The organism is Polynucleobacter sp. JS-JIR-5-A7 (genome assembly GCF_018687935.1).
In the GTDB taxonomy this organism is placed as follows: domain Bacteria; phylum Pseudomonadota; class Gammaproteobacteria; order Burkholderiales; family Burkholderiaceae; genus Polynucleobacter.
This window is the reverse complement of record NZ_CP061308.1, coordinates 931,445-956,900: the sequence shown is the minus strand read 5'-3', so window position 1 is coordinate 956,900 and position 25,456 is coordinate 931,445. Positions and strand designations below refer to the sequence as shown.

The following is a 25,456-nucleotide window of genomic DNA, read 5'->3' as shown; positions in this document are numbered from 1 at the left end:
CCGATGATACCAACCCCACCTATTCCTTCGCAGATGCCAGCACCCCCTTGGAGTTCATGGGAGAAGTGGCTCCAGTCGCCTCCTGGGCAGTATGTGCTCGGCTGGGAGCAAAAGTGCTTTGATCACATTGTTGCGGATGTTTTTGGCTTTCATGCCGTCCAAATTGGCCTACCCCAAATTAACGCCCTGAGCGAAAACCGCATGCCTTTGCATGCCCTCTTGGTGAACTCACAAGATAGTCGAAAAGATGCTCACCGTTTTAGTTGGCGTGTCATAGAAGGTCACCCGAATGAACTCCCCTTTGCCAATGAAAGTATTGACCTCATTGTTTTGCCTCATGTCCTAGAGTTTGCTGCCGATCCTCATCAAATTTTGCGTGAAGTCGATCGAGTATTGCTCCCTGAGGGTCGCTTGGTCATTTCTGGTTTTAATCCTGCCAGCTTATGGGGCGCAAGACAATATCTCAGTAGGCTGGTTGGCAATCCTTATCTACCGCGGGATGGCCAATTTATTGGCCTCTTACGTATTAAAGATTGGCTGCAACTATTGAATTATTCACTCGACCGTGGTCACTTCGGGTGTTACAAATTTCCTTTGCATAGCGAACCTGCCATGAACCGCATGGACTTTCTCGAACCGATGGGCAACCGTTGGTGGCCTATCTTTGGTGCAGTGTTCATCGTCTCGGCAATCAAGCGTCACAAAGGCATGAGGCTGATAGGACAAGTGGCATCTGTTCGCCTTCCAGCAATCAACCAGTTAGCCCCTGCTGCCGAACGTAATCAATTATGCGATTCCTTGAACAAGACTGAGGTCAATTAAATTAGCAATATGCCTCATACCAAACCAGCACATCACCCTCCTCATATCGTCATCTATACCGATGGTGCCTGCAAAGGTAACCCCGGGCCAGGAGGATGGGGGGCGGTCCTGCGTTCAGGTAATCATGAGAAACATATCCATGGCGGTGAAAAACTCACCACCAACAATCGCATGGAAATCTGTGCCGTGATCTTTGCCCTTCGCGCCTTGAAACAACGAAGTTCCGTTGAGCTTTGGACGGATTCCCAATATGTCCAAAAAGGGGTCACTGAATGGCTTGAGGGCTGGAAAAAGCGTGGATGGAAGACCGCCAGCAAAGATCCAGTCAAAAACGCTGATTTATGGCAAGAATTGGACGCCTTGCTCCCTGACCACGATATTTCTTGGCACTGGGTCAGGGGTCACAACGGTCACCCCGGAAACGAGCTGGCTGATCAGCTTGCTAATAAGGGTGTTGAAGAGTTTTTACCCTAGGTTAGATTAGCCCTCGCCCAGCGCGATTAAAGCCCGCTTATGAGAGAATGGGCAAGCTTTATTTAGCCTGAAACCGCATTTAAACTACAAAAAACTTAGAAAAACGAGACTGTGTCAAAAATAGAATCTTCTCTCGATCAGTTAGTCGCCAAGTTAGGCCAGCTTAAAAATGTTGGCAAAGCCCGTATGTGTGCACTTTGGCAAAAACTATCGCCCATTACTGATAAGTTAAAGCTGCTCGATTTTGCTACTGTCAAATCCTTTGCGATTCGATACAAATGGCGCATCCTAATAGTTATTATCATTTTGTACGCAGGATCTAAGGCTTTTGATTACTTTTTCCCAGCAGGAAAAAAAGCTGGAGGTCCGCAAGTTATTACTAGCGTAGTCGTACAGAAGAAAGATATCCCTCTAGTTATTGAAGCTACCGGCACGACGGTTTCTAACAGCATTGTAGATATCCGTCCAATGGTAACCAATACAGTCTCTAAAATTCATATTAAGGATGGCGAAGAAGTTAAAGAGGGACAGCTTCTTTTTACTCTTGATGATCGCAATGACAAGGCTAATTACGAACGGCTTAAAGCATTGGCTGATGATGCTCAGAAACAATATCAACGTGCAAAAGAGTTGGTAGAGAAAAACTTTATATCTAGGGCTGGCTTGGAGACATCCTTAGCTAATGCCAAGTCTGCACAAGCTGCTGCTCGCTCTGCGGAGGTGCAACTCTCCTTTGATTCTATACGCTCGCCCATTAATGGAAGAGCGGGAATTATTAATGTGTTCCCTGGCTCTCTAGTCCAAGCAAGCAATATAGTATCTACTGCAACAAGCTCTACTGCCACCTCGAGCGTAGGTTCGATGGTGACAATTACGCAACTCAATCCAATTAATGTTCAGTTTGTTATTCCAGAAAAGGATATTCCCATCATCCTAGAAAATAAGAAGGGTGATGCACCTTTAACTGTAAAAGTCACTATTGGTGATACTGGAAAAAATACTTATGAGGGTCAGGTTCTGGTGATCGACAATCAAGTAGACCCTCTGATTGCCGCTGTTCGTGTTAAGGCACAAATTCCGAACGATAAGTTAGAAGTGCTTCCTGGGCAATTTGCTCGTGTTTCATTGAACGCCAACACCCTAAAAGATGTGATTGCTGTGCCTACTCAGGCCATTGTCATTGGCCCCAATGGGCGCCTAGTGTATGTTGTTGACAAGGATGACAAGGTCACTGCAAAACCGGTAAAGGCGACCTATGAATACCTTGGCACTTCAGTAATTACTGGAATTAATGCTGGTGATCGCATTGTGGTTGAAGGTAAGCAAAATTTACGTACTGGCAGCAAAGTGCGTGAAGCAAAATCCTCCAAATCAGAGCAGCCCCCTGCTAGTAAAACCACTCCCGCTGAACCAAAATGACGCTTTCTGAGCTATGCATTAGACGCCCCGTAATGACGGTATTGCTGTCTATTGCAACTGTCGTTGCTGGAGGGGTTGCCTATTTTAAGATTCCGGTAGCCGCACTTCCTAGCTTCAATACACCAGTGATTTCTGTAACGGCCACCTTACCTGGGGCATCACCTGAGATCATGGCTTCGGCTGTTGCGCTTCCGCTTGAAAAAGAATTTTCAACGATTGATGGCATCAAAGTCATCAGCTCTACGAATTCACTTGGTTCAACGAGCGTTACTCTTGAATTTACAAGCGATCGTGATATTGATAAAGCAGCTGTTGATGTTCAGGCGGCCCTCTTACGGGCGCAACGCCGCTTACCAATTGAAATGACGGTGCCTCCTTCATACCGAAAGATCAATCCTGCCGATACGCCCGTATTAATTGTGCGCATGAGCTCCCCGTCAATCAGTCTCTCTGAAATGAATGCTTATGCAGAGAATCTGATGTCTCCAAACTTATCCACTATCACTGGGGTGTCACAAGTATTGGTGTATGGAGCAAAGCGGTATGCAGTCCGAGTAAGTGTGAGACCAGATGCCTTAGGCAATCGCAATATCACCATGGATGAGGTGGCTGCTGCGGTCAATAAAGCCAATACCAATAGCCCCATTGGAACCCTCGACGGACCCCGCCAACTGATCACCATCTATGCTAATCCACAGTTAGTGACAGCTGAGGAATTTGGCAACTTGATCGTTGCACAGCGCAATGGTCTTCCAATTTATCTCAAAGATGTTGCCGATGTTCAAGAAAGCTTTGAAGATGTAAAGACTTTTGCCTCAGCAAATGGTGAACGATCAATAGCAATTGCCGTACTGCGCCAACCAAACGCCAATACGGTTGAAGTTGTTGACTCAATCAAAAAACTGTTGCCCTCTCTCAAAGCGCAAATGCCGGAATCTATTCAGTTAACACTGGTTAATGACCGCTCCCTTTCGATTATTGAGTCAATTCATGATGTCAATCTGACATTGCTTCTCACTATCGCACTGGTTGTCTTGGTCATTTTCCTATTCCTAAAGCATTTATCAGCAACTGTCATTCCATCCATTAGCTTACCGATTTCTCTGATCGGCGCGTTCTTTGTTTTCTACTTTTTAGGCTACAGCCTGAATAACATTTCCTTACTGGGCATCACTCTTGCTGTTGGCTTAGTGGTAGATGACGCAATCGTAGTACTAGAAAACATCATGCGTTATGTTGAAGAAGGTATGGACCCCTTAAAAGCGGCGTTAAAAGGTAGCAAAGAGGTTGGCTTCACCATCATCTCCATTTCTATTTCCTTGGTTGCTGTATTTATTCCGCTATTTTTCATGGCAGGTCCAATCGGCCTTCTCTTTAGAGAATTTGCCGTTGTGGTAACACTGTCTATATTGGTCTCAGCGGTTGTCTCATTAACAGTAGTACCTATGTTATGCAGCCGCTTTTTGCCTAAACCTGGTGAGCATCCCAAGGAATATGAAATTACAAAGCAGTTCGATCGCGCTTATGAATGGACATTAAAGAAATATATTCACTTTTTAGATTTAGCCTTGGCAAACAGAAGGAGAGTGTTATTTGGGGCATTAGCCAGCTTTGTCATTACTATTGCTCTCTTTGTTTATAGCCCTAAAGGATTTTTTCCGGAAGAAGATATTGGTCAGTTACGCGTGACTGTAGAAGCCTCTGAGGACACTTCCTTTAGCACAATGATGGCTCTACAAGATCAGGCTGCGAAAGTAGTTGATAGCGACCCCAATGTTGCAACCTCAATCTCTATTCTTGGTGGCGGCCAAAGTTCAGGTCGCAATACCGGAAGATTCTTCATCATTTTGAAGCCCAAGGATGAGCGCCAAAAAATGAGCAAGGTAATGGAGGGTCTTAGATCCAAGTTCAAAGAAATTCCTGGTATTCAGGTCTACATGAGTCCAGTACAAAATTTACAGCTAGGCGGTCGCAGCAGTAAAAGTCGCTATCAATTCACCCTACAAAGCGTTGGCTTTGAAGGCGTCAATGAATGGGCTGAGAAATTGTTACAAAAAATGCGCGCTGATCCCATTTTTAAGGATGTCACTAGTGACTCTCAATTAAAAGGTTTGAACGTCAAGATTGAAATTGATCGAGAAAAAGCCGCCAGTGCGGGAGTATCTATCGCCGATATACGTACAGCCCTCTACTCTTCTTTCGGTGAGAGGCAGGTATCCACCATCTATACCCCTGTCAATACCTATTACGTTATTTTGGAAACAGCAGAGAATGATCGTCAATTTGAAACCGACTTGAACAAGGTCTTCGTTCGGGGTAGAGCGACAGATAAATTGATTCCGCTATCCAGCCTGGCAAGCTTTGTCAGAACCGTGGGACCCACTGCAGTAAACCATCAGGGTCAGATTCCAGCAGTAACAATTTCTTTTAACCTTGCTCCAGATGTTTTCTTGGGGGATGCAACTAAGGCAATAGATGGCTTTGTTAAGGCGGTTGATTTACCGTCTTCCATCATCACGAGTTATGGTGGTGATGCAGCCGTATTTAAAGACAATCAATCGGGTCAGGTTATTTTGCTATTGGCTGCACTAGGCGTTATTTATATCTTGCTTGGTGTTCTGTATGAGAGCTATATTCACCCCCTCACCATTCTGGCGGGCCTACCTTCTGCAGCGATTGGTGCAATTTTGTCCCTACGCATCTTCGGATTTGAGCTAACCGTTGTTGCTTCGATCGGCATCTTGCTGCTCATTGGTATTGTGAAGAAAAATGCGATCTTGATGATTGACTTTGCTTTGGATGCACAACGTAATCAAGGCATGACGCCCGAAAAAGCGATTCGTGAAGCCTGTATCTTGCGCTTTCGCCCTATCATGATGACTACGATTGCAGCATTAATGGGTGCTCTTCCGATTGCCTTTGGTATTGGTGCAGGTGCAGAGTTACGACAACCTTTAGGCATTAGCGTGGCAGGTGGACTCATCTTCTCTCAATTTGTGACTCTGATCATTACACCCGTGATTTATCTCTATCTAGATAAATATGCAGGCAATGGTCCTATGGAAATTCCACCATCAGTTCTTGAGGGTACTTAATGCGTCAAGTGATTTTAGACACTGAAACTACTGGTTTAAATCCAGCAACTGGTGATCGCATTATTGAAATTGGCTGCGTTGAAGTTATCGACCGTCGCTTGACGGATCGCACCTTCCATTATTACGTCAACCCTGAGCGAGATATTGATGCGGGAGCTTTTGCCGTTCACGGCCTCTCTAGGGAATTTCTATCTGACAAGCCATTATTTGGCAGTATTGTTGAACAGTTGATTGAATTTGTAGATGGTGCTGAGATTGTGATTCATAACGCAGCCTTTGACTTGGGATTTCTGGACAATGAATTTGCACTTCTCAAGCGGCCTCCTTTCCGTGGCCTAGCGTCTAAGATTATTGATACTTTGCTAGATGCACGGCAAATGTTTCCGGGCAAACGAAACTCTCTAGATGCCTTGTGTGATCGCTTCTCAATCAGTAACGAACATCGCACTCTGCACGGAGCGTTATTAGATGCTCAGCTGCTAGCTGAAGTCTATATCGCAATGACTCGAGGTCAGGAAGACCTCTCCATTGACTTAATCGATTACACAGTAGGCGCTGACTCAAACGGCCATACAAAAGCACTGCCAACAAGCTTAAAATTAATGCTAGCTAGTAGTGAAGACTTAGAGCAGCATGAAAAGATTTTGGCTGACATCGCTAAATCAAGCAAAAAAGACCCCGTTTGGAGCCCTTTAAATGCCGTAACTTAAAAGCCAATTAAATTGCTGCAGCAATCGCTTTACCAAGATCATCCGTTTTAGCAGTACCACCAAGATCAGGGGTTAATGGTGCATGTCCTGGGCCTGCTGATAAGACTTTTTCAATGGCGTTAAAAATCGCTATACCTGCCTCTGGATATCCCAAGTGATCCAGCATCATTGCACCACTCCAAATTTGCCCAATAGGGTTGGCAATCATCTTCCCGTAAATATCGGGGGCTGAACCATGTACCGGCTCAAATAATGATGGAAACTTGCCTTCTGGATTAATGCTTCCCGATGGAGCTACCGCAATAGTGCCAGTACACGCAGGGCCTAAATCTGACAAGATGTCTCCGAATAAATTACTAGCAACAACTACATCAAAACGATCAGGATTCATCACAAAATGTGCTGCCAAGATATCGATATGGTACTTATCCGTTCTTACATCAGAAAACTTTTTAGACATCGCCTCCACTCGCTCATCCCAATAAGGCATCGTAATCGCAATACCATTTGATTTGGTAGCTGAAGTGAGGTGTTTCTTAGGACGACTCTGGGCTAAATCATAGGCATATTGCAAAATACGATCGACGCCCTGTCTTGTAAAGACCGATTCTTGAATCACAAACTCGCGGTCAGTATCTGGAAACATTTTTCCACCAACGCTGGAATACTCTCCTTCTGTATTCTCACGTACTACGAAGAAATCAATATCCCCAGGTTTACGATTTGCGAGCGGGCAAGGTACTCCTGGCAATAAACGCACTGGACGTAAATTGACGTATTGATCGAAACCGCGACGGAACTGTATCAAACTACCCCATAATGAAACATGGTCCGGCAAAATATCAGGCATACCCACTGCGCCAAAGAAAATAGCGTCATACTTCATTAAGGTATCAAACCAATCATCCGGCATCATCTTGCCGTGCTTGAGGTAGTAATCGCAGCTTGCAAAATCAAAGTGATCGAACTGCATACCAATACCAAATTTACGATTGGCAGCCTCCAGCGCACGCACACCCTCCGGAATAACCTCTTTACCAATTCCATCACCCGGGATTACTGCTATTTTAGGATTCTTAAATATTTTTTTGGCGTTCATTTGTTAATAGTCTCAAGTAATGATTGTTAGCCAAATTATTGGCATAAAACCTTAATTTTACCTACTTATCTATCGCTAGCTAATAGCGCGGCGGATCTCATCAGGCGGGGCTTTGCCACCCTTGCCGACAGAGTCACTGTCGTAATCACTGGTATTTTCAATTGTTTCAGGAGCATCCTCTAGCATCCGAATATTGTCTTTTGGGCAGATAGGCGCACCATAACTGGCCCATTTTTTTAATAATGTGACCTCGTAACCGCATTGACCACATTTCGCTTTGCTACGACTGGCATTGCTAGGCCTTGGTGGTGGGAAAACGATGGCCTGATGAGGATACGGACCGAGCTCCTGGCTAATCATCATGAGTTTGACGGTGAGTTCTTCAGTGGCATGCGCCATTCTGGCAGGACCCTCAAGGCCAACGGTTTGGGCAATGCCCTTGAAATCTTCTCCATGTCCACTGAAACAATCGTCTACCGCATGACAAAGTTCATGCACCAAGGTATCAAGCAGTTGAACTGGATCATCAATTTTAGGGGAAATAAAAATCTCATTTACACCTCCACCAGATCGCTCACGCGGCCAACATTGCCCTAAAGTCGTTCTGGGGCTACTAGATGCAGGAAAACCACAAGAAACTCTGACAGGAGGAATAGCATAACCGGCTTTAGAAAATACTGGCTCAAGATGTCTCACGGCATCTTCCAGCCATGCTTCACGAAAAGAATGTTGCTTCATTTATATAAAGATTTAGATTAAGAAAAAAGGTAAACGGCGATTATGCGCCACCAAAAATAGAATGGGCGGAAGATCTGAAAAGGGTAAGCACATCTCAAGTTGCCCAATCCTCTTCATTACCTGATCCCGGATCCTAAGCTCGAGATCAGGCTTCATTTATTGAAGATTTAGTCTAAGGTGATATTCGCTGACTTAATGACTTTGCTCCAATAAGGCAATTCTTTCTTTACCAAAGCTTCAGTTTGAGCTGGAGTGAGATAACGTAATTCCACACCTGCTGCATCCGCACGCTCTTTCACTTCAGGCAGTGCTAAGCTTTTTTTGACAGAATCAGTGAGCTTTGTCACGATTGGAGCAGGAGTTCCAGCAGGGGCAAATAATGCAACCCATGATTCCAACTGAAATGACGGTAAACCAGCTTCGGCAGTCGTTGGAACATTGGGCATACCAGGATGACGATTCTTACCAGTAACCGCTAAGCCCTTCAATTTGCCGCTCTGAACGTGTTGCATGACTGACGGTGGCGTAGAGATAAATACCTGCACCTGACCTGCTAATACATCCTGAATCGCTGGACCAGAGCCCTTATAGGGAACGTGAACCATATCAATACCAGTAGTTTGCTTAAACATTTCGGTGCCAATATGAGAAACAGAACCGTTACCTTGTGAGGCGTAATTGAGCTTACCTGGATTGGCTTTTGCGTAGGCAATGAATTCTTTCAAATTATTGACTGGTACTGAAGGGTGAACTGCGATCACATTGGTCGACACAGTCAGTAAAGCAATTGGTGAAAAATCCTTAACAGGATCCCAGGGCAATTTATCCATCAAGGCTGGATTACCAACGTGATAACCAGAGTATGAAATTAATAATGTGTAGCCATCTGGTTTTGCATTAGCCACGTATTGATAGGCAATGTTTCCACTGGCACCTGGTTTATTGTCTACTACAACAGTTTGACCAATCACTCTTGTAAGCGGCTCACTAAGTAAGCGGGCAGAGGTATCAACCAAACCACCTGGAGGATTTGGTACGACCAAGGTGATTGCCCTATCGGGATAGGATTGCGCGCTAGCAATACTAGTGGCCGTCATAAAACTGAATATTGCCAATACTTTTTTTGTAAGAGTGTATGTGTTCATGTCTATCTCCTGATCATTTCTTGAATAAGCTTATCTCTGGCCTACCTTAACGTTACCAAAAACTGCTTGAGCCTCTCGTGGTAAACAACGCCAATAACGCTCATTCGCATTCACTGTGCCTTCTAGAGCTGCTGCAGCTTCCCAGCCCCATCGCGGTTTGTATAAAAAAGCCCGAGCCAAGGCAATAAAATCAGCATCACCAGCTTGCAAAATAGCTTCGGCTTGATGAGGGTCAGTGATTAGACCAACCGTCATGGTTGGTAAACCAGATTGATCTTTGACGATCTTTGCAAAAGGCACTTGATAGTTTGGTCCTAAGGCAATTTTTTGTTTAGGCGAAATTCCACCTGAAGAAATATGAACAAAGTCACAACCCAAAGGTTTGAGTTGCTTTGCAAAGTTCGCAGTCTCTTGAGGAGTCCAGCCGCCCTCCACCCAGTCACTGGCTGAAATACGAATACCCAATATACCTGAATAGGCAGCTCTTACTGCTGCAAACAATTCCAAGGGAAAACGGATGCGATTCTCAAAAGAGCCACCGTATTCATCGGTTCGTTGATTCGCAATCGGCGATAAAAATTGATGGAGCAAATAACCATGGGCGCCATGGAGCTCAATCCCATCAAGGCCTATGCGATCTGCGCGTTTAGCCGCAACCACAAATGCATCAATTAATTTTTTAAGCTCTGTTTTTGAGAGTTCGTGCGGCAAACGCTCGCCCTCTAGCTGAGGGATTGCTGAAGGAGCTACCATTTCCCAGCCACCCTGACCAACTCCCAATAGCTGACCACCATCCCAAGGTGTTGCACTCGAGGCTTTGCGGCCAGCATGAGCTAACTGAATAAACACTGGGGTTGCTGGGGCCAATTGACGTGCACGGCTCAGCTTGTCTTTTAGAGCTGCTTCAGTGCGGTCATCCCACAATCCCAAACAGGCCGGGGTAATCCTAGCTTCTGGGGTAACCGCTGTTGCTTCAATAATAAATAATGCTGCCCCACTATTGAGCAGGTTGCCCCAATGCATTAAGTGCCAATCTGTTGCCTCGCCATTAGAGGCTGAGTATTGGCACATTGGGGCGACAACAATGCGATTGGCCAGCGCTAAGGGTCCACGCGGAGAATGAAGGGTATAGCTTGAAAACAGCAGGCTCATAAAGGTGTCTTAAAGGTCGAAAAATGGGTCAAAATACTAAAAATGCCTTAAAGCGATAGAATACTAAAAACCAGAATATACGAGACAGCAAAGTCGCGCAGGCTTACCTAGCATCCGGCTTTTCTACCCCGAAAAACTATCCAAACTAAGCAAAAAATACTATGAATGCACCCCAAGCCTTTGAATCTAAAGAAGATATCGGCCACTTTGTTGGCGGCTCTATTGTTAATCCTAAAGATGGTCGTTTTGCGGATGTCTATAACCCAGCAAAGGGTTCAGTTGCTCGCAAGGTTGCATTAGCTAGTCGTAAGGAGGTAGACGCTGCCGTTGCCGTTGCCCAAAAGGCTTTTGTTTCATGGAGTCAAACTAGCCCACTGCGTCGCGCTCGCATCCTTTTTAAGTATCTTGATCTGCTCAACACTCACCGCGATGAATTAGCAGCCATCATTACTGCTGAACACGGCAAAGTATTCACAGATGCTCAAGGTGAAGTCACCCGTGGGATTGAGATCGTGGAATTTGCTACTGGGATTCCAGAACTCCTCAAAGGTGAATACACCGAACAGGTTTCTACAGATATCGATAACTGGGTCATGCGCCAACCTTTAGGAGTTGTTGCTGGCATCACACCATTCAACTTCCCAGTCATGGTTCCGATGTGGATGTTCCCGGTTGCGATTGCTTGCGGCAATACCTTCATCCTCAAGCCAAGCCCAACAGACCCTTCCGCATCTTTGCTCATGGCGAAGTTACTAAAAGAAGCAGGTCTTCCTGATGGTGTATTTAACGTGATTCAGGGTGACAAGGAAGCGGTTGATGCCTTGATCGAAAATCCTGACGTACAAGCCATCAGTTTTGTTGGCTCGACACCCATTGCGAACTATATTTATGAGCGTTGCGCCCACTTTGGCAAACGTTCACAAGCATTAGGTGGCGCCAAGAACCATATGGTGATCATGTCTGATGCTGATATTGATAAAGCCATTGATGCTTTGGTAGGCGCAGCATACGGATCCGCTGGTGAACGCTGCATGGCAATCTCTGTTGCTGTTTTAGTTGGTGATGCTGCTGAGAAGATTATGCCTAAGCTAATTGAGCGCACCAAGACACTCAAAGTGAAAAATGGTATGGAGCTTGATGCTGAGATGGGCCCTATCGTTACTAAAGCCGCTTTAGAGCGCATCACTGGTTATATTGATAGTGGCGTTGCATCTGGAGCCAAACTGCTTGTAGACGGTCGTGGGCTCAAAGTTCCCGGCAATGAAAATGGCTTCTTCTTGGGTGGCACCTTGTTTGATAACGTGACCCCTGATATGAAGATCTATCTCGAGGAAATCTTTGGGCCAGTTCTCTCTTGCTTGCGTGTGGCCAATTTCACTGAGGCGCTAAACCTCGTCAATTCTTGTGAATTTGGTAACGGTGTTGCTTGTTTCACTAGCGATGGCAATATCGCCCGTGAATTTGCTCGACGCGTGCAAGTTGGCATGGTTGGTATCAATGTGCCTATTCCTGTACCCATGGCTTGGCACGGTTTTGGTGGCTGGAAAAAATCTCTGTTTGGCGATATGCATGCCTATGGCAAAGAAGGTGTTCGCTTTTACACCAAGCAAAAGAGTGTCATGCAGCGCTGGCCTGAAAGTATTGCCAAGGGTGCAGAGTTTGTCATGCCGACCTCAAAATAAGCACTCATCAATCCAAATAAAAATAGCGATCTTCGGATCGCTATTTTTTATATTGCAGCCAAGAAATTACTGCAGGGTATTTTTGAAAGCCGGCATTAAAGGAACGGCTAAGACCTCAATACCCTCTTCCCTTAAAGACTCAGCCTCATCTAGGGTAGTTTGTCCACGAATGCTCCGCTCCGGTGACTCTTTGTAGTGGATCTTCCTAGCTTCTTCAGCAAACGAAGTACCAACATCTTCAGATTTACCCATCAAATCACGCATTCCCTTCAAAAAGGCAGCCTGAACCTGGGCTTCCAAATGGGAATGATCATTTCCAGTCAAGGCAACCACATCACCGCTAGTAGAGCCAATATTCTCATTGGGAGTAGTTAGCGCTGTAGAGGCAGTCCTTGCAATGTGAGGTGCAGAAGGCATACGCGTGATTTCAGGGCTATCACACACTGGACAGGCGAGCATACCTTTATCCTGCTGAGCAAGACAATCGTCCTCTGAGGCAAACCATCCCTCAAAGCGATGATCCAAGGGGCAAGCGAGGTTGTAGACTTTCATAAGACCTATATAGGGGCAAAATTACCAAAATCAATAGATCTTATTTTAATAGGATTTAAAAATGACCTATTCAATAGGCCTAGGGCTAATCAAGCCACGGCGATAACGATCCAGCCAATAGGTCGAAATCGTGGTTTTAACGTCTGTAATCTCGCCCTCTTCCACCCAAGCAAGTAATTGCTCTAAAGGCGCCGCAAAGACGTCTAAAAACTCTTCATCATCTAATTTGCTCTTACCGGGAACTAAGTCTTCCGCTAAATAGATATCAATGAATTCTGTTGAATACGAAATGACTGGATGAATGCGGCGAATGTAACTCCATTTTCTAGCGGTATAGCCAGTCTCTTCTTCTAACTCTCGTTTTGCGCACAAGAGATGATCCTCACCAATTTCCAATTTTCCAGCTGGGATTTCAATACAAGCTTTTGCAATAGGGTACCGGTACTGGCGCTCAAGCAGAACCCTACCATCCTCTAATAATGCAAGGACTGCCACTGCACCAGGATGCGTTAAATACTCTCGAGCTGCTAACTCACCATCTGGTAAACGCACTTGGTCTCGTTTCATATTTAAAAAGATGCCGCCATAGATATCTTCGCCAGAAATTCGATCTTCGCGCAAATGCTCATCACCTACAGGTAGGTCTTTGAATGATTTTTCGGTCATGGAGAATCTTTCAATATGGGTTCAATCAATAATTAAGCAATGGTACAAAGGCCTTATGTCATTCAAATGTCATACCAGCTACCTAAAACAAGAAAGGCCCCCATGGGAGCCTTTAATTCATCCAGCCAATGAAATTATGAGCCCAATAAAGTTCGGCGCATTGCATCTAAGCAAACACTCATCAATCCGGCAGGAATAATACCGATTAATAAAACCAAGATCGTGTTCAGACTCAATAATCCCATGGCAAATGCAGAGCCTGAGACTGTAACTTCGTGAGATGGTTCATCAAAGTACATGACTTTTACCACTCTCAAGTAATAGAAAGCACCGATCAAAGAGGCCATTACGGCAATGACAGCTAAGAAGGTATGCTCCGCATCCACCAAGGCTTCTAGTATGCCCAATTTAGCTGCAAAACCAACTGTAGGCGGAATGCCTGCCAATGAGAACATCATTACCAGGCCAATAAAGGCAAACCAAGGGTGTTGCTTATTTAAACCTTTGAGCCCTTCTAAGGTCTCACAGTCATAGCCTTTGCGCGAGAGCGCCATCAAGAGACCGAAGGTACCCAAGGTAGTCAATACATACGTAATGGCGTAAAACATCGATGCACTAAAGGCATGATCATCAAACACCGACAACATGCCAAGCAGTACAAAACCCATCTGCGCAATCGCTGAGTAAGCCAGCATGCGTTTCACGTTAGTCTGAGCAATCGCAGTCACATTGCCAACAACTAAGGATAGAACAGCCAACAGCACTAACATTGGCTGCCAGTCGCCCATCAACGGCAATAAGGTATTAATCAATAAACGGAATAACAATGCAAATGCCGCTAACTTAGGGGCCGCAGCAATCATGAGGGTAACTGCAGTAGGCGCACCTTGATAAACATCAGGAACCCACATGTGGAAAGGTACAACGCCCAACTTGAATGCCAAACCAGAAACAATAAATACCAGACCAAAAGCCATGACTAAATGGTTAACGCGAGGGTCGGCAACCGTTTTGAAAATCTCAATTAAATCTAGAGAACCCGTCACGCCATACAGCATGGACATACCGTACAGTAGAAAGCCTGAAGCAAGAGCTCCTAGGATAAAATACTTAGTACCAGCCTCTACACTCTTCTCACTAGTATGGCGCATCGCGACCAAGGCGTACATCGGCAAAGCCATGAGCTCGAGACCAAGATAAAGGGTTAAGAGATTCGCGCCTGAGATTAATACCAGTTGACCCAATAGAGCCAATAGCACCAGCACAATAAAGTCTGGACGGAATAAAGCGCGATCCGATAAATATTGCTTGGAATAAATCAAGCTCACTAATACCGCAGCACAAGAACATGCTTTGAGTAGGTTTGACAAAGGGTCAGACTGAAACAAGCCGTTCATTGCCACTAAAGACACGTCACCCAAACGACCCACAAAAGCAAAAATCAAATAAATCAACAGAATTAAAGAGAAGAAATAAACAAAACCTACACCACGCGGTGTATGGAAAATATCTTGCTCAACTCCAGGGGTTGAAGTGACTGTTTCGCGAACATAAACACTGGCTACCAGCAATATGCAGGTAGCAATTAGTAAAACGAGTTCCGGCAGGATAGCGTATAGGTCGAATGCTTGCATTTGCTTTTACTCAGAGTTTGCTAACAGCAACATGCTGCAGCAGATTGATTACGGCTGGATGAATGATGTCGGTAAATGGTTTTGGATATACACCCATTCCAATCACACAGATCGTCAATAAAGTCATCATGAAATATTCACGGGCATTGAGATCTTTGAGCTCCTCAACATGTGCATTGTTGATAGCGCCAAAAAATACGCGTTTGACCATCCACAATGAATAGGCAGCTCCAAGGATCAATGCAGTTGCTGCTAAGACACCGATCACAAAATCGTAATCAACTGCAGCCAATATCACCATGAATTCACCAACGAAGCCTGATGTAGCTGGTAATCCGCAGTTAGCCATGGCCATCAAAACTGCAAAGGCAGTAAAAGCCGGCATACGATGTACTACGCCGCCGTAATCTGCAATTTGACGGGTATGCATGCGGTCATATAAAACACCGATAGACAGGAACATCGCACCAGCCACAAAACCGTGTGAAATCATTTGTACGATGCCACCCTCAATACCTAATGGGCTAAAGAGGAAGAAGCCAAGAGTAACAAATCCCATATGAGCCACAGATGAATAAGCAACTAGCTTTTTCATATCTTTTTGAACTAAGGCTACTGCGCCGACATAAATCACAGCTACCAAGGAGAGGAATATCACAAAGGGGCCAAGATATTGACTTGCATCTGGCGCTATTGGCAGTGAGAAACGAAGGAAGCCATAAGCCCCGAGTTTCAGCATGATTGCAGCCAACACCACAGAACCACCCGTAGGTGCCTCCACGTGAACGTCTGGTAACCAGGTATGCAGTGGCCACATGGGTACTTTCACTGCAAAGGCCATGAAGAATGCAAAGAACAGTAGGATTTGCTCAACGATATCGAGCCGAGCATTTTGCCAAACCAAAATATCAAAGCTATTGGTGACGTTATAAAGATAAAGCATGGCTACTAAGGTCAATAAGGAGCCAAGCAAGGTGTATAAGAAAAACTTGAAAGCCGCATAGATCCGGTTCTGACCACCCCACACACCAATGATGATGTACATCGGAATCAAGGTTGCTTCAAAGAAGACATAAAACAATAAGGCATCAAGCGCACAGAAAACACCAATCATCAATCCAGATAGGATCATGAACGAAGCCATGTACTGTGAAACCTTAGTATCAATAACCTCCCAAGCAGCGATCACGACAAAAATATTGACGAAAGCAGTCAGTACGATGAACCAAACGGAAATACCATCGATACCAAGGAAATAATTAATATCGTAGCGCGGAATCCAGCTGATCTTCTCTACAAACTGTATCCCTGGATTGGCAATATCAAAATTAATAATCAAGGGAAGAGTTGCAATAAATCCAACAATAGAACCGATGAGAGCTAACCACCGCACTCCAGCAGACGGCTTCTCAGACCCATAAAACAAAATAATGAGTCCAAAAATAATTGGGGTCCAAATGGCGTAAGAAAGAATCATAGTGGCTACTTAAGTAACAAAGGCCTATCGAACAAAAGGCAGGTAAGCATACAAAACCCAAGCTAGCAATACCGCAAGGCCTGCAATCATTGCAAACGCATAGTGGTAAACATAACCGGATTGCAAATGACGAATCACGCCAGCAAAGCGTCCTACTGTATAGGCGCTGCCGTTCACAAAAAAGCCATCTATAACCTTTTGATCGCCGCGATGCCACAAGACACCACCAATCCAAATCAGACCTTTAGCAAATACAGCTTGGTTTAAATCATCTAAATAGTATTTGTTATCAAATAATTTTTTGAGTGGGGCAAATATTTGCGCAACAACTGCAGGCAACTTCGGAGCCCAGAGATAACCAATAGCAGCCGTTAAAACGCCAAGCACCACTAGACCTAATACAGGCGAAGTAAATGCATGTATTGCCATGGCGATTGGGCCATGGAATTCATCTTCAAGTTCTTTCATTACTGGGTGGCGAGCCAAATCAATGAAGATGGAATCGCCAAAAAAGGTGCCAAACAATAATGGGCTAATAGTGTAGAAACCAATAATCACGGATGGAATTGCCAACAGAATCAAAGGCAAGGTCACTACTAAAGAAGATTCATGCGGCTTCTCACCTGGGGATAATCCGTGGTGAGCGTGATCATCACCCTGCTCTGCATGATCGTGATGATGATCATGTGAATCGGCATGACCCCAACGTGCTTTGCCATGGAAAACCCAGAAATACAAACGGAAGGAATATAAAGCCGTGACGAATACACTTGCCATAACTGCAAAGTAAGCAAATCCTGAACCAGGAATATGGCTAGCAGCAACCGCTTCAATGATGGAATCTTTAGAGTAGAAACCAGAGAAGAATGGTGTGCCGATTAAAGCCAAATTACCCAATAGCATCATCAGGCAAGTAACAGGCATATATTTCCAAAGACCGCCCATCTTGCGCATATCTTGCTCATGGTGCATGCCCAAGATAACGCTACCAGCAGCAAGGAACAACAGGGCTTTAAAAAAAGCATGCGTCATTAAGTGGAAGATAGCAACTGGATATGCAGATACACCTAAAGCTACCGTCATGTAACCCAATTGCGACAATGTGGAATACGCCACAACGCGCTTGATATCGTTTTGCACAATCCCCAAGAAACCCATAAAAAGCGCGGTAATAGAGCCGATAACCAAAATGAAGCTCAAGGCAACGTCAGAGAGCTCAAATAATGGTGACATGCGTGAGACCATGAAGATGCCAGCAGTTACCATGGTTGCAGCGTGAATCAAAGCAGAAATTGGGGTTGGACCTTCCATGGAGTCAGGCAACCAAACATGCAATGGGAACTGGGCTGATTTACCCATAGCGCCGATGAATAAGCAAATACAAGCAACTGTTAACAGATTCCAGCCAGTGCCAGGCAATGTTTGCGCAGCTAGGGCAGTATTTTGCGCGAAGATCACGTCATATTGCATTGAGCCTGTGCTCGCTAGTAATAGCCCAATGCCAAGAATAAAACCAAAGTCGCCTACGCGATTCACCAAGAAAGCCTTCATGTTGGCAAATACCGCTGATTGACGCTCAAAATAGAAGCCAATTAAAAGATAAGACACAACACCTACGGCCTCCCAACCAAAGAAGAGTTGCAAGAGGTTATTACTCATTACCAACATCAACATGGCAAAAGTAAACAAGGAAATGTAAGAGAAGAAGCGGTTGTAGCCCTCTTCGCCTTGCATATAGCCAATGGTGTAGATATGGACCATTAAGGACACAAAGGTCACCACGCACATCATGGTTGCTGTCAAAGGATCGATTAGAAAGCCAATATCTAAATTGAGTTCACCTAATTGCATCCAACGATAGACGGTGCCGTTGAAGTAGAAACCATCCATGACTTGCGACAAAACATTACATGACAGAATGAAAGCAATCGTTACGCCTAAGATAGTGACGAACTGACTTGCGCCGTGACCAATGCGATTACCGCCTAACTTGGTGCCAAAGAAGCCGGCAATGATTGAACCCACTAAAGGAGCCAATGGAATTGCGCAGAGAACGGGAATATTTAGGGTCAATTGCATGACTAGCCTTTGAGGTGGTCAAGGTCTTCGGCATTAATGGTGTCAACCTTACGGAAGAGCACAACCAGAATTGCCAAACCAATAGCTGCTTCAGCAGCTGCTACAGTCAGAATAAAGAATACGAATACTTGACCTGCCATATCACCCAAATAATGCGAGAAGGCAACAAAGTTCATGTTGACCGCAAGCAACATCAATTCAATAGCCATCAACAGCACGATCACGTTCTTGCGGTTCAGGAAAATTCCAATAACACTAGTTGCGAATAAGATCGCACCCAGTACCAAGTAGTGCGCTAGAGTGATATTCATTACTTCCCTCCTCTAACGTCTTGTTTTGCTGCCATGTCTGAACCCATTTTGACAATGCGCATGCGATCTGCAGCAACCACATTCACTTGCTCATGAATATTCTGCGACTTGGAGTCTTTACGATTACGGAGAGTCAATGCAACTGCCGCAATAATGGCTACCAACAAGATCACACCGGCAACTTCGAAGGCGTAGACATAGTCACCAAAGATCAGCATACCCAATGCTTGGGTATTATTGGCCATCACTTCTTCAGGCATTGGCTGCACAGGTGCATTAGTGCCAATGAAGCTGCGAATAATGACGATTGATAACTCAAGCACAATCACTGCACCCATTAAGAAAGCGACCGGCAGATATTTCTTAAAGTCACGGCGTAAATGCTCCAGATCAAGGTCGAGCATCATCACTACGAACAGGAACAAGACCATCACCGCCCCAACATAGACCAAGATCAAAGCCAAGCTTAAGAATTCAGCTTTGAGCAACATCCAAAGACCAGAAGCACAGAAGAAGGCCAATACTAAAAACAGAGCGGCATGCACTGGGTTACGCGCTGTAATCACGCGCAATGCAGAAATAACCAATAGGCCTGCAAAGCCATAGAAGAAAACAGCAAATAAAGTGGAGGGATCGAATGTCATAGTGATAGGTGCTCGATTCGATTAGCGATAGGGTGCGTCAATAGCGCGGTTAGCGGCAATGTCTTTTTCATACTTATCGCCCACAGCCAAGAGCATTTCTTTCGTGAAATACAGATCACCCCGTTTGTCACCGAAATATTCAAAGATATTGGTTTCGACAATAGCATCTACAGGGCAAGCCTCTTCACAGAAGCCGCAGAAAATACATTTCGTTAAATCGATGTCATAACGAGAAGTACGACGAGTACCGTCATCACGCTCTGCTGTCTCAATAGTGATGGCGTATGCCGGGCATACTGCTTCACAGAGTTTGCAACCGATACAACGCTCTTCTCCATTTTCATAACGACGCAATGCGTGTAAGCCACGGAAACGCGGTGATAAAGGCGTCTTTTCTTCTGGGTATTGAATAGTAATTTTGGGCTTAAAGAGATAACGACCAGTAATTGACATGCCAGTCAAGATGTCTTTGAGCATCAAGCTGTCAAGGAATTGGGAAATTTTCTTAAACATGATTGATCAACTTATTTCCAAATATTCCATGGGGATACAACCCACGCGCCGATAACAACCACCCAAAATACTGAGATGGGAATAAAGATCTTCCAGCCCAAACGCATAATCTGGTCATAACGATAGCGAGGTAATGTCGCACGCAACCAAATAACGCAAGACAGCAAGAAGAAAGTTTTGCCGAACAACCAGAAGAATCCTGGGATATCACGCAAGATAGGCAAATCAACGATTGGCAACCAACCACCTAAAAACATAATGGATGCTACTGCTGCAATCAAAATCATATTGGCATATTCAGCCAAGAAGAACATGGCAAATGACATACCGGAATACTCAACCATATGTCCAGCAACGATCTCAGACTCCCCTTCAACCACGTCAAACGGATGACGATTTGTTTCAGCAACGCCAGAGATAAAGTAGATCAAGAACATGGGCAACAATGGCAACCAGTTCCAAGAGAGAAAATTCAAGCCTAGGCTCGCAAAATAGCCCTGCTCTTGCGAAGCTACGATAGTGCTCAAGTTCAAAGAGCCTGAAGTTAGCAATACTGTCACTAAGGCAAAGCCCATGGCGATTTCATATGAAATCATTTGCGCAGATGCGCGCATGGCACCAAGGAATGGATACTTGGAGTTTGAAGACCAACCAGCCAGAATCACACCATAAACACCAATCGATGAGATTGCCATAATGTAAAGCAAGCCAGCATTGACGTCGGCTAAGACCATCTTGGCTTGAAATGGAATCACTGCCCAGGCAGCAAACGCCGGCATGATCACCATAATTGGCGCAATGAAATACAGCACCTTACTAGCTTGTGCAGGAGCAATAATCTCCTTCATCAAGAGTTTTAATGCATCAGCGATTGGCTGTAACAAACCTAAAGGTCCAACCCGGTTAGGTCCAATACGAATATGCATCCAACCAATTAACTTACGTTCCCAAAGCGTCAAGTAAGCGACGCAAGCAAACATGGGCAAAACGATAATCACAATTCGGACCAAGGCCCAAATGAGTGGCCACAAGGAACCAAAAATAGCTTCCCCTTGGGTGGTAATGAGGTTCAAGAAATCATTCATCTCGACCCTCTACACCTTACTAACTGTTAAAGGACCGAACATGGATCCCAATCGTGTGCTCGCCACGGTGCCTGCAGAAATTCTGACGGCACCAGGGGCTAAATTCAATTCTAGTGTCGCTGGCAAATCAATGGATTGGCTACCCTGAGTGACGCGAACAACATCCCCCTCTTTCAGGCTGAATTCTGAGAAGAGTGCTTGCCCTAAACCAACTTGATTGGCACGTTTTGCATCACGGGTTAATTGCAGTGCAGATGAACGACGCACAATTTGATCGCCAGCATAGATATTGATATCTGTTACACGCTCAAGACCATTGGATGGTGGTAAGCTGCCATTAACTACTGTATTGATAGTATTTTGATTGCTCAAACGGGTGCAATAGTGATCACCTAATGCCTCTCCTAAAACTTCCTCTGGCAAATTAAAGAGGAAGCCATCTAAACTCAAGAGACCGCCAAGTACACGCAAGACCTTCCATGCTGGACGGGAGTCACCTAAAGGTTTAACAGATGGTTGAACAGTCTGAGCTCTACCTTCTGCATTAACAAATGTAGAAACGGTCTCTGTATATGGAGTAATTGGCAGAATGACATCAGCTAATTCTAATAAATCTGCTGATTTGTAGGCAGTCATGGCAATCACGGTATTGGCTTTAGCCAAAGCTACTCTAGCCTGTTCGGGATTAGGCAAATCAAAGTCCGGCTCGAGATTCATCAAGATCATGGCACGACGATCGCCTGACAATACAGATTCAACACCTGCACCATTGGCGTTAACTAAAGATGCGCCAACCGCATTTCCGCCAACCGTCAAGAAACCAAGGGTTGCGCCAGTTTGCTGAGCAATAAATTGTGACAAGACATGCAAATCAGAAGCTTGAGGATGGGCAATAGCGGCTGATCCAATCAATACCGCTGCTTTAGCACCAGATAGCAAGCTATCAGCAATCTTTTGTGCATGAGCTGAAACTGGAACATTTGGAGTGCCATCTGGAGCGGTGACTGACTTGGCTTTAGCAACTGCCAAAGCTACTTCACTTAATGTATTTAGCCATGCGCTTGGCGCAGCAGCAATGCTGGTAGCTGAAATGAGCCAATCATCACCACCAGAGTCAATCCGAGATAACTGCAGTCCACGCTTAGATGCAGTGCGCAAACGCGCAGCAAGTACTGGTTGATCTTTTCTTAAGAAGCTGCCAATGACCAAAGCGCGATCAAGTTCGCTTAAGTGAGCAACCGGCATACCCAACCAAGGAGCAGATGCTGCACCATGAATATCAGTCTGACGTAAACGGGTTTCAATTTGATCGGAGCCGAGGCCGCGCACAATCTTTTGCAAGAGATGCAATTCTTCTGCGCTGGAGATTGGATGGGCTAATGCGCCAATAGACTGAGCACCACTTTCAGCAGAAATCGTCTTCAAAGAATGGGCAACGTAATCCAAAGCAGATTGCCAATCAGTTTCTAACCACTGACCACCCTGCTTGACCATGGGTGTAGTGATACGATCTTGGCTATTTAAGCCTTCATAGGAAAAGCGGTCACGGTCGCTAATCCAGCATTCATTAATCGCCTCATTCTCCAAAGCAACCACTCGCATGACTTTGTTAGCTTTGGTTTGCACTGTTGTATTAGCACCCAGACTATCGTGTGGACTCACTGAACGCTTGCGACCCAGTTCCCAAGTTCGGGCTTCATAACGGAATGGTTTGCTAGTGAGTGCGCCTACTGGGCACAAATCAATCATGTTTCCAGATAACTCTGAATCTACTGTTTGCCCAAGGAATGTCGAGATCTCAGAATGCTCGCCACGGTTAATCATGCCCAATTCCATGACGCCAGCAACTTCTTGCCCAAAGCGCACGCAACGGGTGCAGTGAATACAACGACTCATCTCTTGCATCGAGATCAAGGGGCCAACATTTTTATGAAATACAACCCGCTTCTCTTCGTCATAACGTGAGTTCGATTTACCGTAGCCCACTGCCAAGTCTTGTAATTGGCACTCACCACCTTGATCGCAAATGGGGCAATCGAGTGGGTGGTTAATCAGCAAGAACTCCATCACTGAGCGCTGTGCTTCTACTGCCTTTGCAGAATGGGTAAACACCTTCATGCCTTGGGTTACTGGTGTAGCGCAAGCAGGTAATGGTTTTGGTGCTTTCTCAACTTCCACTAAGCACATACGGCAGTTAGCAGCAATGGATAACTTCTTGTGATAGCAGAAATGCGGGACGTAGCTACCCAGCTTATTCGCGGCGTGCATCACCATCGAACCTTGCGGAACTTCTACTGTCTTACCATCTAATTCAATTTCTACCATGCTCACTTTAAGATGTCCCGTGCTCAATAACTTATAAAGGTTTTACAGAATCTAAGCAGCGCTTATGTTCTACGTGATACGTAAATTCATCCATGTAATGCTTCAACATGCCACGCACTGGCATTGCAGCTGCATCACCCAAAGCGCAAATCGTACGGCCTTGAATGTTGGCAGCAACATCATTTAATAAATCTAAATCTTCGGGGCGACCTTGGCCGTGTTCAATCCGGTGCACAATTCGCCATAGCCATCCGGTACCTTCACGACATGGTGTGCACTGACCACAAGATTCCTCGTGATAAAAATAAGAAAGGCGCTCTAAAGCACGAACCATACAACGGGTTTCATTCATCACAATGACAGCACCAGAACCCAGCATAGATCCTGCTTTCGCAATACTGTCGTAATCCATCGTCAGATCCATCATCTGCGTGCCAGGTATTACCGGTGCAGATGATCCACCAGGAATGACAGATTTCAAAGCATTACCTTCACGCATACCGCCAGCAAGCTTTAAGAGCTCTGCAAATGGTGTGCCCAATGGAATTTCATAGTTACCAGGATGCACTACGTCACCCGATACAGAAAAAATCTTTGTTCCACCGTTATTAGGTTTACCAAGATCCAAATAAGCTTGGCCGCCGATAGCCAAAATGAATGGCACAGCAGCAAATGTTTCAGTGTTGTTAATAGTAGTTGGCTTGCCATACAAGCCAAAGCTAGCTGGGAATGGTGGCTTAAAGCGCGGTTGGCCTTTTTTACCCTCTAAGGATTCAAGCAAAGCGGTTTCTTCACCACAAATATAAGCACCCCAACCTGGCGTGGCATGCAATTGAAATGAGAAATCACTATCTAGAATTTTGTCGCCTAAGTAACCAGCATCACGCGCCTCTTCTAAAGCCTCTTCGAAACGTGAATACACTTCCCAAATTTCGCCGTGGATATAGTTATAACCTGTTGAAATCCCCATGGTGTATGCACCAATAATCATGCCCTCAATCAAGGCATGTGGGTTGTAACGCATGATGTCACGGTCTTTAAAAGTCCCCGGCTCACCTTCGTCACTATTACAAACTAAATATTTTTGTCCTGGAAATTGACGTGGCATAAAACTCCACTTCAAGCCAGTTGGAAAGCCTGCACCACCACGACCACGCAATGAGGATGCTTTTAATTCAGCAATGATTGCATCAGGTGCAACCTTATCATTAATTAATCGACGTAACTGCTGGTAGCCACCACGACTCTCGTAATCCCTTAAGCGCCAGTTATCACCATTCAATCCTGCAAGGATTAAGGGCTTAATGTGACGATCGTGCAAGCTAGTCATGCTGCTTTCCCTTCTGCACGGAGTTCACTTAAAAGAGTATCAATCTTCTCTTTACTCATCAAACTGCACATGCGCTTGTCATTGACGAGCATGACCGGTGAATCGCCGCAGGCACCCATGCACTCACCCTCTTTTAATGTGAAGGTGCCACAAGTTGTCGTTTCATTAAAGCCAATACCCAAAGTTTCTTTTAAGTAATTGGCTGAAGTTTCACCATGGGTTAATTGACAAGGCAAATTCGTACAAATCACCAGCTTATATTTACCAATAGGCTTAGTGTTGTACATATTGTAAAAAGTGGCCACTTCTTCTACAGCAATCGTCGGCATTTCTAGGATTTGTGCAACGGTGGCAATCACCTCTGGCGAGACCCAGCCGACTTCAGTTTGAGCGGCGATCAAGGAAGCCATCACGGCAGACTGCTTTTGCTCTGGCGGATATTTAGCAACGTTACGGGCAATATCTGCCAGCGTTTTGTCGGATAGTTGAAGGGTTGTTGTCATT

The 25,456-nt window shown here is 45.1% G+C and carries 22 protein-coding genes; 6 read left to right on the top strand and 16 right to left on the bottom strand.

The genetic code is table 11. The features are described 5' to 3' along the window. Window positions 1-3 precede the first annotated feature (3 nt). From AOC29_RS04935 to dnaQ, 5 genes are all read left to right on the top strand, one after another. The gene (locus tag AOC29_RS04935; protein WP_215297010.1) at window positions 4-822 is read left to right on the top strand and encodes a class I SAM-dependent methyltransferase; all 819 of its coding nucleotides are present in this window, start codon (window positions 4-6) and stop codon (window positions 820-822) included. 9 nt (window positions 823-831) lie between these two features. Next, window positions 832-1,296: a ribonuclease HI gene (gene rnhA, locus AOC29_RS04930; protein WP_215297009.1), complete on the top strand. Its 465-nt coding sequence runs from the start codon at window positions 832-834 to the stop codon at window positions 1,294-1,296. 111 nt (window positions 1,297-1,407) lie between these two features. Next, window positions 1,408-2,715: an efflux RND transporter periplasmic adaptor subunit gene (locus AOC29_RS04925; RefSeq protein WP_215297007.1), complete on the top strand. Its 1,308-nt coding sequence runs from the start codon at window positions 1,408-1,410 to the stop codon at window positions 2,713-2,715. Then, window positions 2,712-5,810, top strand: a complete 3,099-nt coding sequence (locus AOC29_RS04920) for an efflux RND transporter permease subunit (protein WP_215297005.1) — start codon at window positions 2,712-2,714, stop codon at window positions 5,808-5,810. The genes AOC29_RS04925 and AOC29_RS04920 overlap by 4 nt, the downstream gene beginning before the upstream one ends. After that, window positions 5,810-6,520, top strand: coding sequence for a DNA polymerase III subunit epsilon (dnaQ, locus tag AOC29_RS04915; RefSeq protein WP_215297003.1), 711 nt, complete (start codon window positions 5,810-5,812; stop codon window positions 6,518-6,520). The genes AOC29_RS04920 and dnaQ overlap by 1 nt, the downstream gene beginning before the upstream one ends. A 7-nt stretch (window positions 6,521-6,527) precedes the next feature. Here the strand turns inward: dnaQ and AOC29_RS04910 are convergent, their stop codons facing one another. The 4 genes from AOC29_RS04910 to AOC29_RS04895 all read right to left on the bottom strand — a co-directional run bounded on the left by AOC29_RS04910 (window position 6,528) and on the right by AOC29_RS04895 (window position 10,654). After that, window positions 6,528-7,619 carry a tartrate dehydrogenase gene (locus AOC29_RS04910; protein WP_305848921.1) on the bottom strand — a complete coding sequence of 364 codons (1,092 nt, stop codon included), beginning with the start codon at window positions 7,617-7,619 and terminating at the stop codon, window positions 6,528-6,530. A 75-nt stretch (window positions 7,620-7,694) separates the two neighbouring features. Next, window positions 7,695-8,357 (bottom strand): SprT family zinc-dependent metalloprotease, encoded by a 663-nt coding sequence (locus AOC29_RS04905; RefSeq protein ID WP_215297001.1) that lies wholly within the window; start codon window positions 8,355-8,357, stop codon window positions 7,695-7,697. Window positions 8,358-8,524: 167 nt separating this feature from the next. After that, the gene (locus AOC29_RS04900) at window positions 8,525-9,454 is read right to left on the bottom strand and encodes a tripartite tricarboxylate transporter substrate binding protein (protein WP_251370100.1); all 930 of its coding nucleotides are present in this window, start codon (window positions 9,452-9,454) and stop codon (window positions 8,525-8,527) included. 78 nt (window positions 9,455-9,532) lie between these two features. After that, complete coding sequence (locus tag AOC29_RS04895; protein ID WP_215296997.1) at window positions 9,533-10,654, bottom strand: NADH:flavin oxidoreductase/NADH oxidase; 1,122 nt, start codon at window positions 10,652-10,654, stop codon at window positions 9,533-9,535. Between the two features lie 161 nt (window positions 10,655-10,815). Between AOC29_RS04895 and AOC29_RS04890 the strand changes: the two genes are divergently transcribed. Then, window positions 10,816-12,336, top strand: coding sequence for a CoA-acylating methylmalonate-semialdehyde dehydrogenase (locus AOC29_RS04890; RefSeq protein WP_215296995.1), 1,521 nt, complete (start codon window positions 10,816-10,818; stop codon window positions 12,334-12,336). A 66-nt stretch (window positions 12,337-12,402) separates the two neighbouring features. Here the strand turns inward: AOC29_RS04890 and AOC29_RS04885 are convergent, their stop codons facing one another. From AOC29_RS04885 to nuoE, 12 genes are all read right to left on the bottom strand, one after another. Continuing rightward, window positions 12,403-12,888 carry a DUF1178 family protein gene (locus AOC29_RS04885; protein WP_215296993.1) on the bottom strand — a complete coding sequence of 162 codons (486 nt, stop codon included), beginning with the start codon at window positions 12,886-12,888 and terminating at the stop codon, window positions 12,403-12,405. A gap of 66 nt (window positions 12,889-12,954) precedes the next feature. Next, window positions 12,955-13,554, bottom strand: a complete 600-nt coding sequence (locus AOC29_RS04880) for an NUDIX domain-containing protein (protein WP_215296992.1) — start codon at window positions 13,552-13,554, stop codon at window positions 12,955-12,957. 134 nt (window positions 13,555-13,688) lie between these two features. Continuing rightward, window positions 13,689-15,188: an NADH-quinone oxidoreductase subunit NuoN gene (gene nuoN, locus AOC29_RS04875; protein ID WP_215296990.1), complete on the bottom strand. Its 1,500-nt coding sequence runs from the start codon at window positions 15,186-15,188 to the stop codon at window positions 13,689-13,691. A 10-nt stretch (window positions 15,189-15,198) separates the two neighbouring features. Continuing rightward, complete coding sequence (locus AOC29_RS04870) at window positions 15,199-16,665, bottom strand: NADH-quinone oxidoreductase subunit M (RefSeq protein WP_215296989.1); 1,467 nt, start codon at window positions 16,663-16,665, stop codon at window positions 15,199-15,201. A 24-nt stretch (window positions 16,666-16,689) separates the two neighbouring features. Beyond that, complete coding sequence (nuoL, locus tag AOC29_RS04865; RefSeq protein WP_215296987.1) at window positions 16,690-18,744, bottom strand: NADH-quinone oxidoreductase subunit L; 2,055 nt, start codon at window positions 18,742-18,744, stop codon at window positions 16,690-16,692. 2 nt (window positions 18,745-18,746) lie between these two features. After that, the gene (gene nuoK, locus AOC29_RS04860; protein WP_215291988.1) at window positions 18,747-19,055 is read right to left on the bottom strand and encodes an NADH-quinone oxidoreductase subunit NuoK; all 309 of its coding nucleotides are present in this window, start codon (window positions 19,053-19,055) and stop codon (window positions 18,747-18,749) included. Continuing rightward, on the bottom strand, window positions 19,055-19,699 hold the full coding sequence (locus AOC29_RS04855) for an NADH-quinone oxidoreductase subunit J (protein WP_215296985.1): 645 nt from the start codon (window positions 19,697-19,699) through the stop codon (window positions 19,055-19,057). Before AOC29_RS04855 ends, nuoK begins: the two co-directional genes overlap by 1 nt. Window positions 19,700-19,720: 21 nt before the next feature. Further along, window positions 19,721-20,212, bottom strand: coding sequence for an NADH-quinone oxidoreductase subunit NuoI (gene nuoI, locus AOC29_RS04850; RefSeq protein ID WP_215296983.1), 492 nt, complete (start codon window positions 20,210-20,212; stop codon window positions 19,721-19,723). A gap of 11 nt (window positions 20,213-20,223) precedes the next feature. Further along, window positions 20,224-21,297 (bottom strand): NADH-quinone oxidoreductase subunit NuoH, encoded by a 1,074-nt coding sequence (gene nuoH, locus AOC29_RS04845; RefSeq protein ID WP_215296982.1) that lies wholly within the window; start codon window positions 21,295-21,297, stop codon window positions 20,224-20,226. A 9-nt stretch (window positions 21,298-21,306) separates the two neighbouring features. Then, window positions 21,307-23,622, bottom strand: a complete 2,316-nt coding sequence (gene nuoG / locus AOC29_RS04840; protein WP_215296980.1) for an NADH-quinone oxidoreductase subunit NuoG — start codon at window positions 23,620-23,622, stop codon at window positions 21,307-21,309. Window positions 23,623-23,653: 31 nt separating this feature from the next. Further along, window positions 23,654-24,952 carry an NADH-quinone oxidoreductase subunit NuoF gene (nuoF, locus tag AOC29_RS04835; protein ID WP_215296978.1) on the bottom strand — a complete coding sequence of 433 codons (1,299 nt, stop codon included), beginning with the start codon at window positions 24,950-24,952 and terminating at the stop codon, window positions 23,654-23,656. Next, on the bottom strand, window positions 24,949-25,455 hold the full coding sequence (gene nuoE, locus AOC29_RS04830) for an NADH-quinone oxidoreductase subunit NuoE (protein ID WP_215296976.1): 507 nt from the start codon (window positions 25,453-25,455) through the stop codon (window positions 24,949-24,951). Before nuoE ends, nuoF begins: the two co-directional genes overlap by 4 nt. Between the last annotated feature and the right edge of the window lies 1 nt (window position 25,456).

What these genes read in the sequence shown, in the direction of transcription:
- AOC29_RS04935 (WP_215297010.1), top strand. Translation starts at nt 4, where the DNA reads ATGATACCAACCCCACCTATTCCTTCGCAGATGCCAGCACCCCCTTGG.
- rnhA (WP_215297009.1), top strand. Translation starts at nt 832, where the DNA reads ATGCCTCATACCAAACCAGCACATCACCCTCCTCATATCGTCATCTAT.
- AOC29_RS04920 (WP_215297005.1), top strand. Translation starts at nt 2,712, where the DNA reads ATGACGCTTTCTGAGCTATGCATTAGACGCCCCGTAATGACGGTATTG.
- dnaQ (WP_215297003.1), top strand. Translation starts at nt 5,810, where the DNA reads ATGCGTCAAGTGATTTTAGACACTGAAACTACTGGTTTAAATCCAGCA.
- AOC29_RS04910 (WP_305848921.1), bottom strand. Translation starts at nt 7,619, where the DNA reads ATGAACGCCAAAAAAATATTTAAGAATCCTAAAATAGCAGTAATCCCG.
- AOC29_RS04905 (WP_215297001.1), bottom strand. Translation starts at nt 8,357, where the DNA reads ATGAAGCAACATTCTTTTCGTGAAGCATGGCTGGAAGATGCCGTGAGA.
- AOC29_RS04900 (WP_251370100.1), bottom strand. Translation starts at nt 9,454, where the DNA reads ATGACGGCCACTAGTATTGCTAGCGCGCAATCCTATCCCGATAGGGCA.
- AOC29_RS04895 (WP_215296997.1), bottom strand. Translation starts at nt 10,654, where the DNA reads ATGAGCCTGCTGTTTTCAAGCTATACCCTTCATTCTCCGCGTGGACCC.
- AOC29_RS04890 (WP_215296995.1), top strand. Translation starts at nt 10,816, where the DNA reads ATGAATGCACCCCAAGCCTTTGAATCTAAAGAAGATATCGGCCACTTT.
- AOC29_RS04885 (WP_215296993.1), bottom strand. Translation starts at nt 12,888, where the DNA reads ATGAAAGTCTACAACCTCGCTTGCCCCTTGGATCATCGCTTTGAGGGA.
- AOC29_RS04880 (WP_215296992.1), bottom strand. Translation starts at nt 13,554, where the DNA reads ATGACCGAAAAATCATTCAAAGACCTACCTGTAGGTGATGAGCATTTG.
- nuoN (WP_215296990.1), bottom strand. Translation starts at nt 15,188, where the DNA reads ATGCAAGCATTCGACCTATACGCTATCCTGCCGGAACTCGTTTTACTA.
- AOC29_RS04870 (WP_215296989.1), bottom strand. Translation starts at nt 16,665, where the DNA reads ATGATTCTTTCTTACGCCATTTGGACCCCAATTATTTTTGGACTCATT.
- nuoL (WP_215296987.1), bottom strand. Translation starts at nt 18,744, where the DNA reads ATGCAATTGACCCTAAATATTCCCGTTCTCTGCGCAATTCCATTGGCT.
- nuoK (WP_215291988.1), bottom strand. Translation starts at nt 19,055, where the DNA reads ATGAATATCACTCTAGCGCACTACTTGGTACTGGGTGCGATCTTATTC.
- AOC29_RS04855 (WP_215296985.1), bottom strand. Translation starts at nt 19,699, where the DNA reads ATGACATTCGATCCCTCCACTTTATTTGCTGTTTTCTTCTATGGCTTT.
- nuoI (WP_215296983.1), bottom strand. Translation starts at nt 20,212, where the DNA reads ATGTTTAAGAAAATTTCCCAATTCCTTGACAGCTTGATGCTCAAAGAC.
- nuoH (WP_215296982.1), bottom strand. Translation starts at nt 21,297, where the DNA reads ATGAATGATTTCTTGAACCTCATTACCACCCAAGGGGAAGCTATTTTT.
- nuoG (WP_215296980.1), bottom strand. Translation starts at nt 23,622, where the DNA reads ATGGTAGAAATTGAATTAGATGGTAAGACAGTAGAAGTTCCGCAAGGT.
- nuoF (WP_215296978.1), bottom strand. Translation starts at nt 24,952, where the DNA reads ATGACTAGCTTGCACGATCGTCACATTAAGCCCTTAATCCTTGCAGGA.
- nuoE (WP_215296976.1), bottom strand. Translation starts at nt 25,455, where the DNA reads ATGACAACAACCCTTCAACTATCCGACAAAACGCTGGCAGATATTGCC.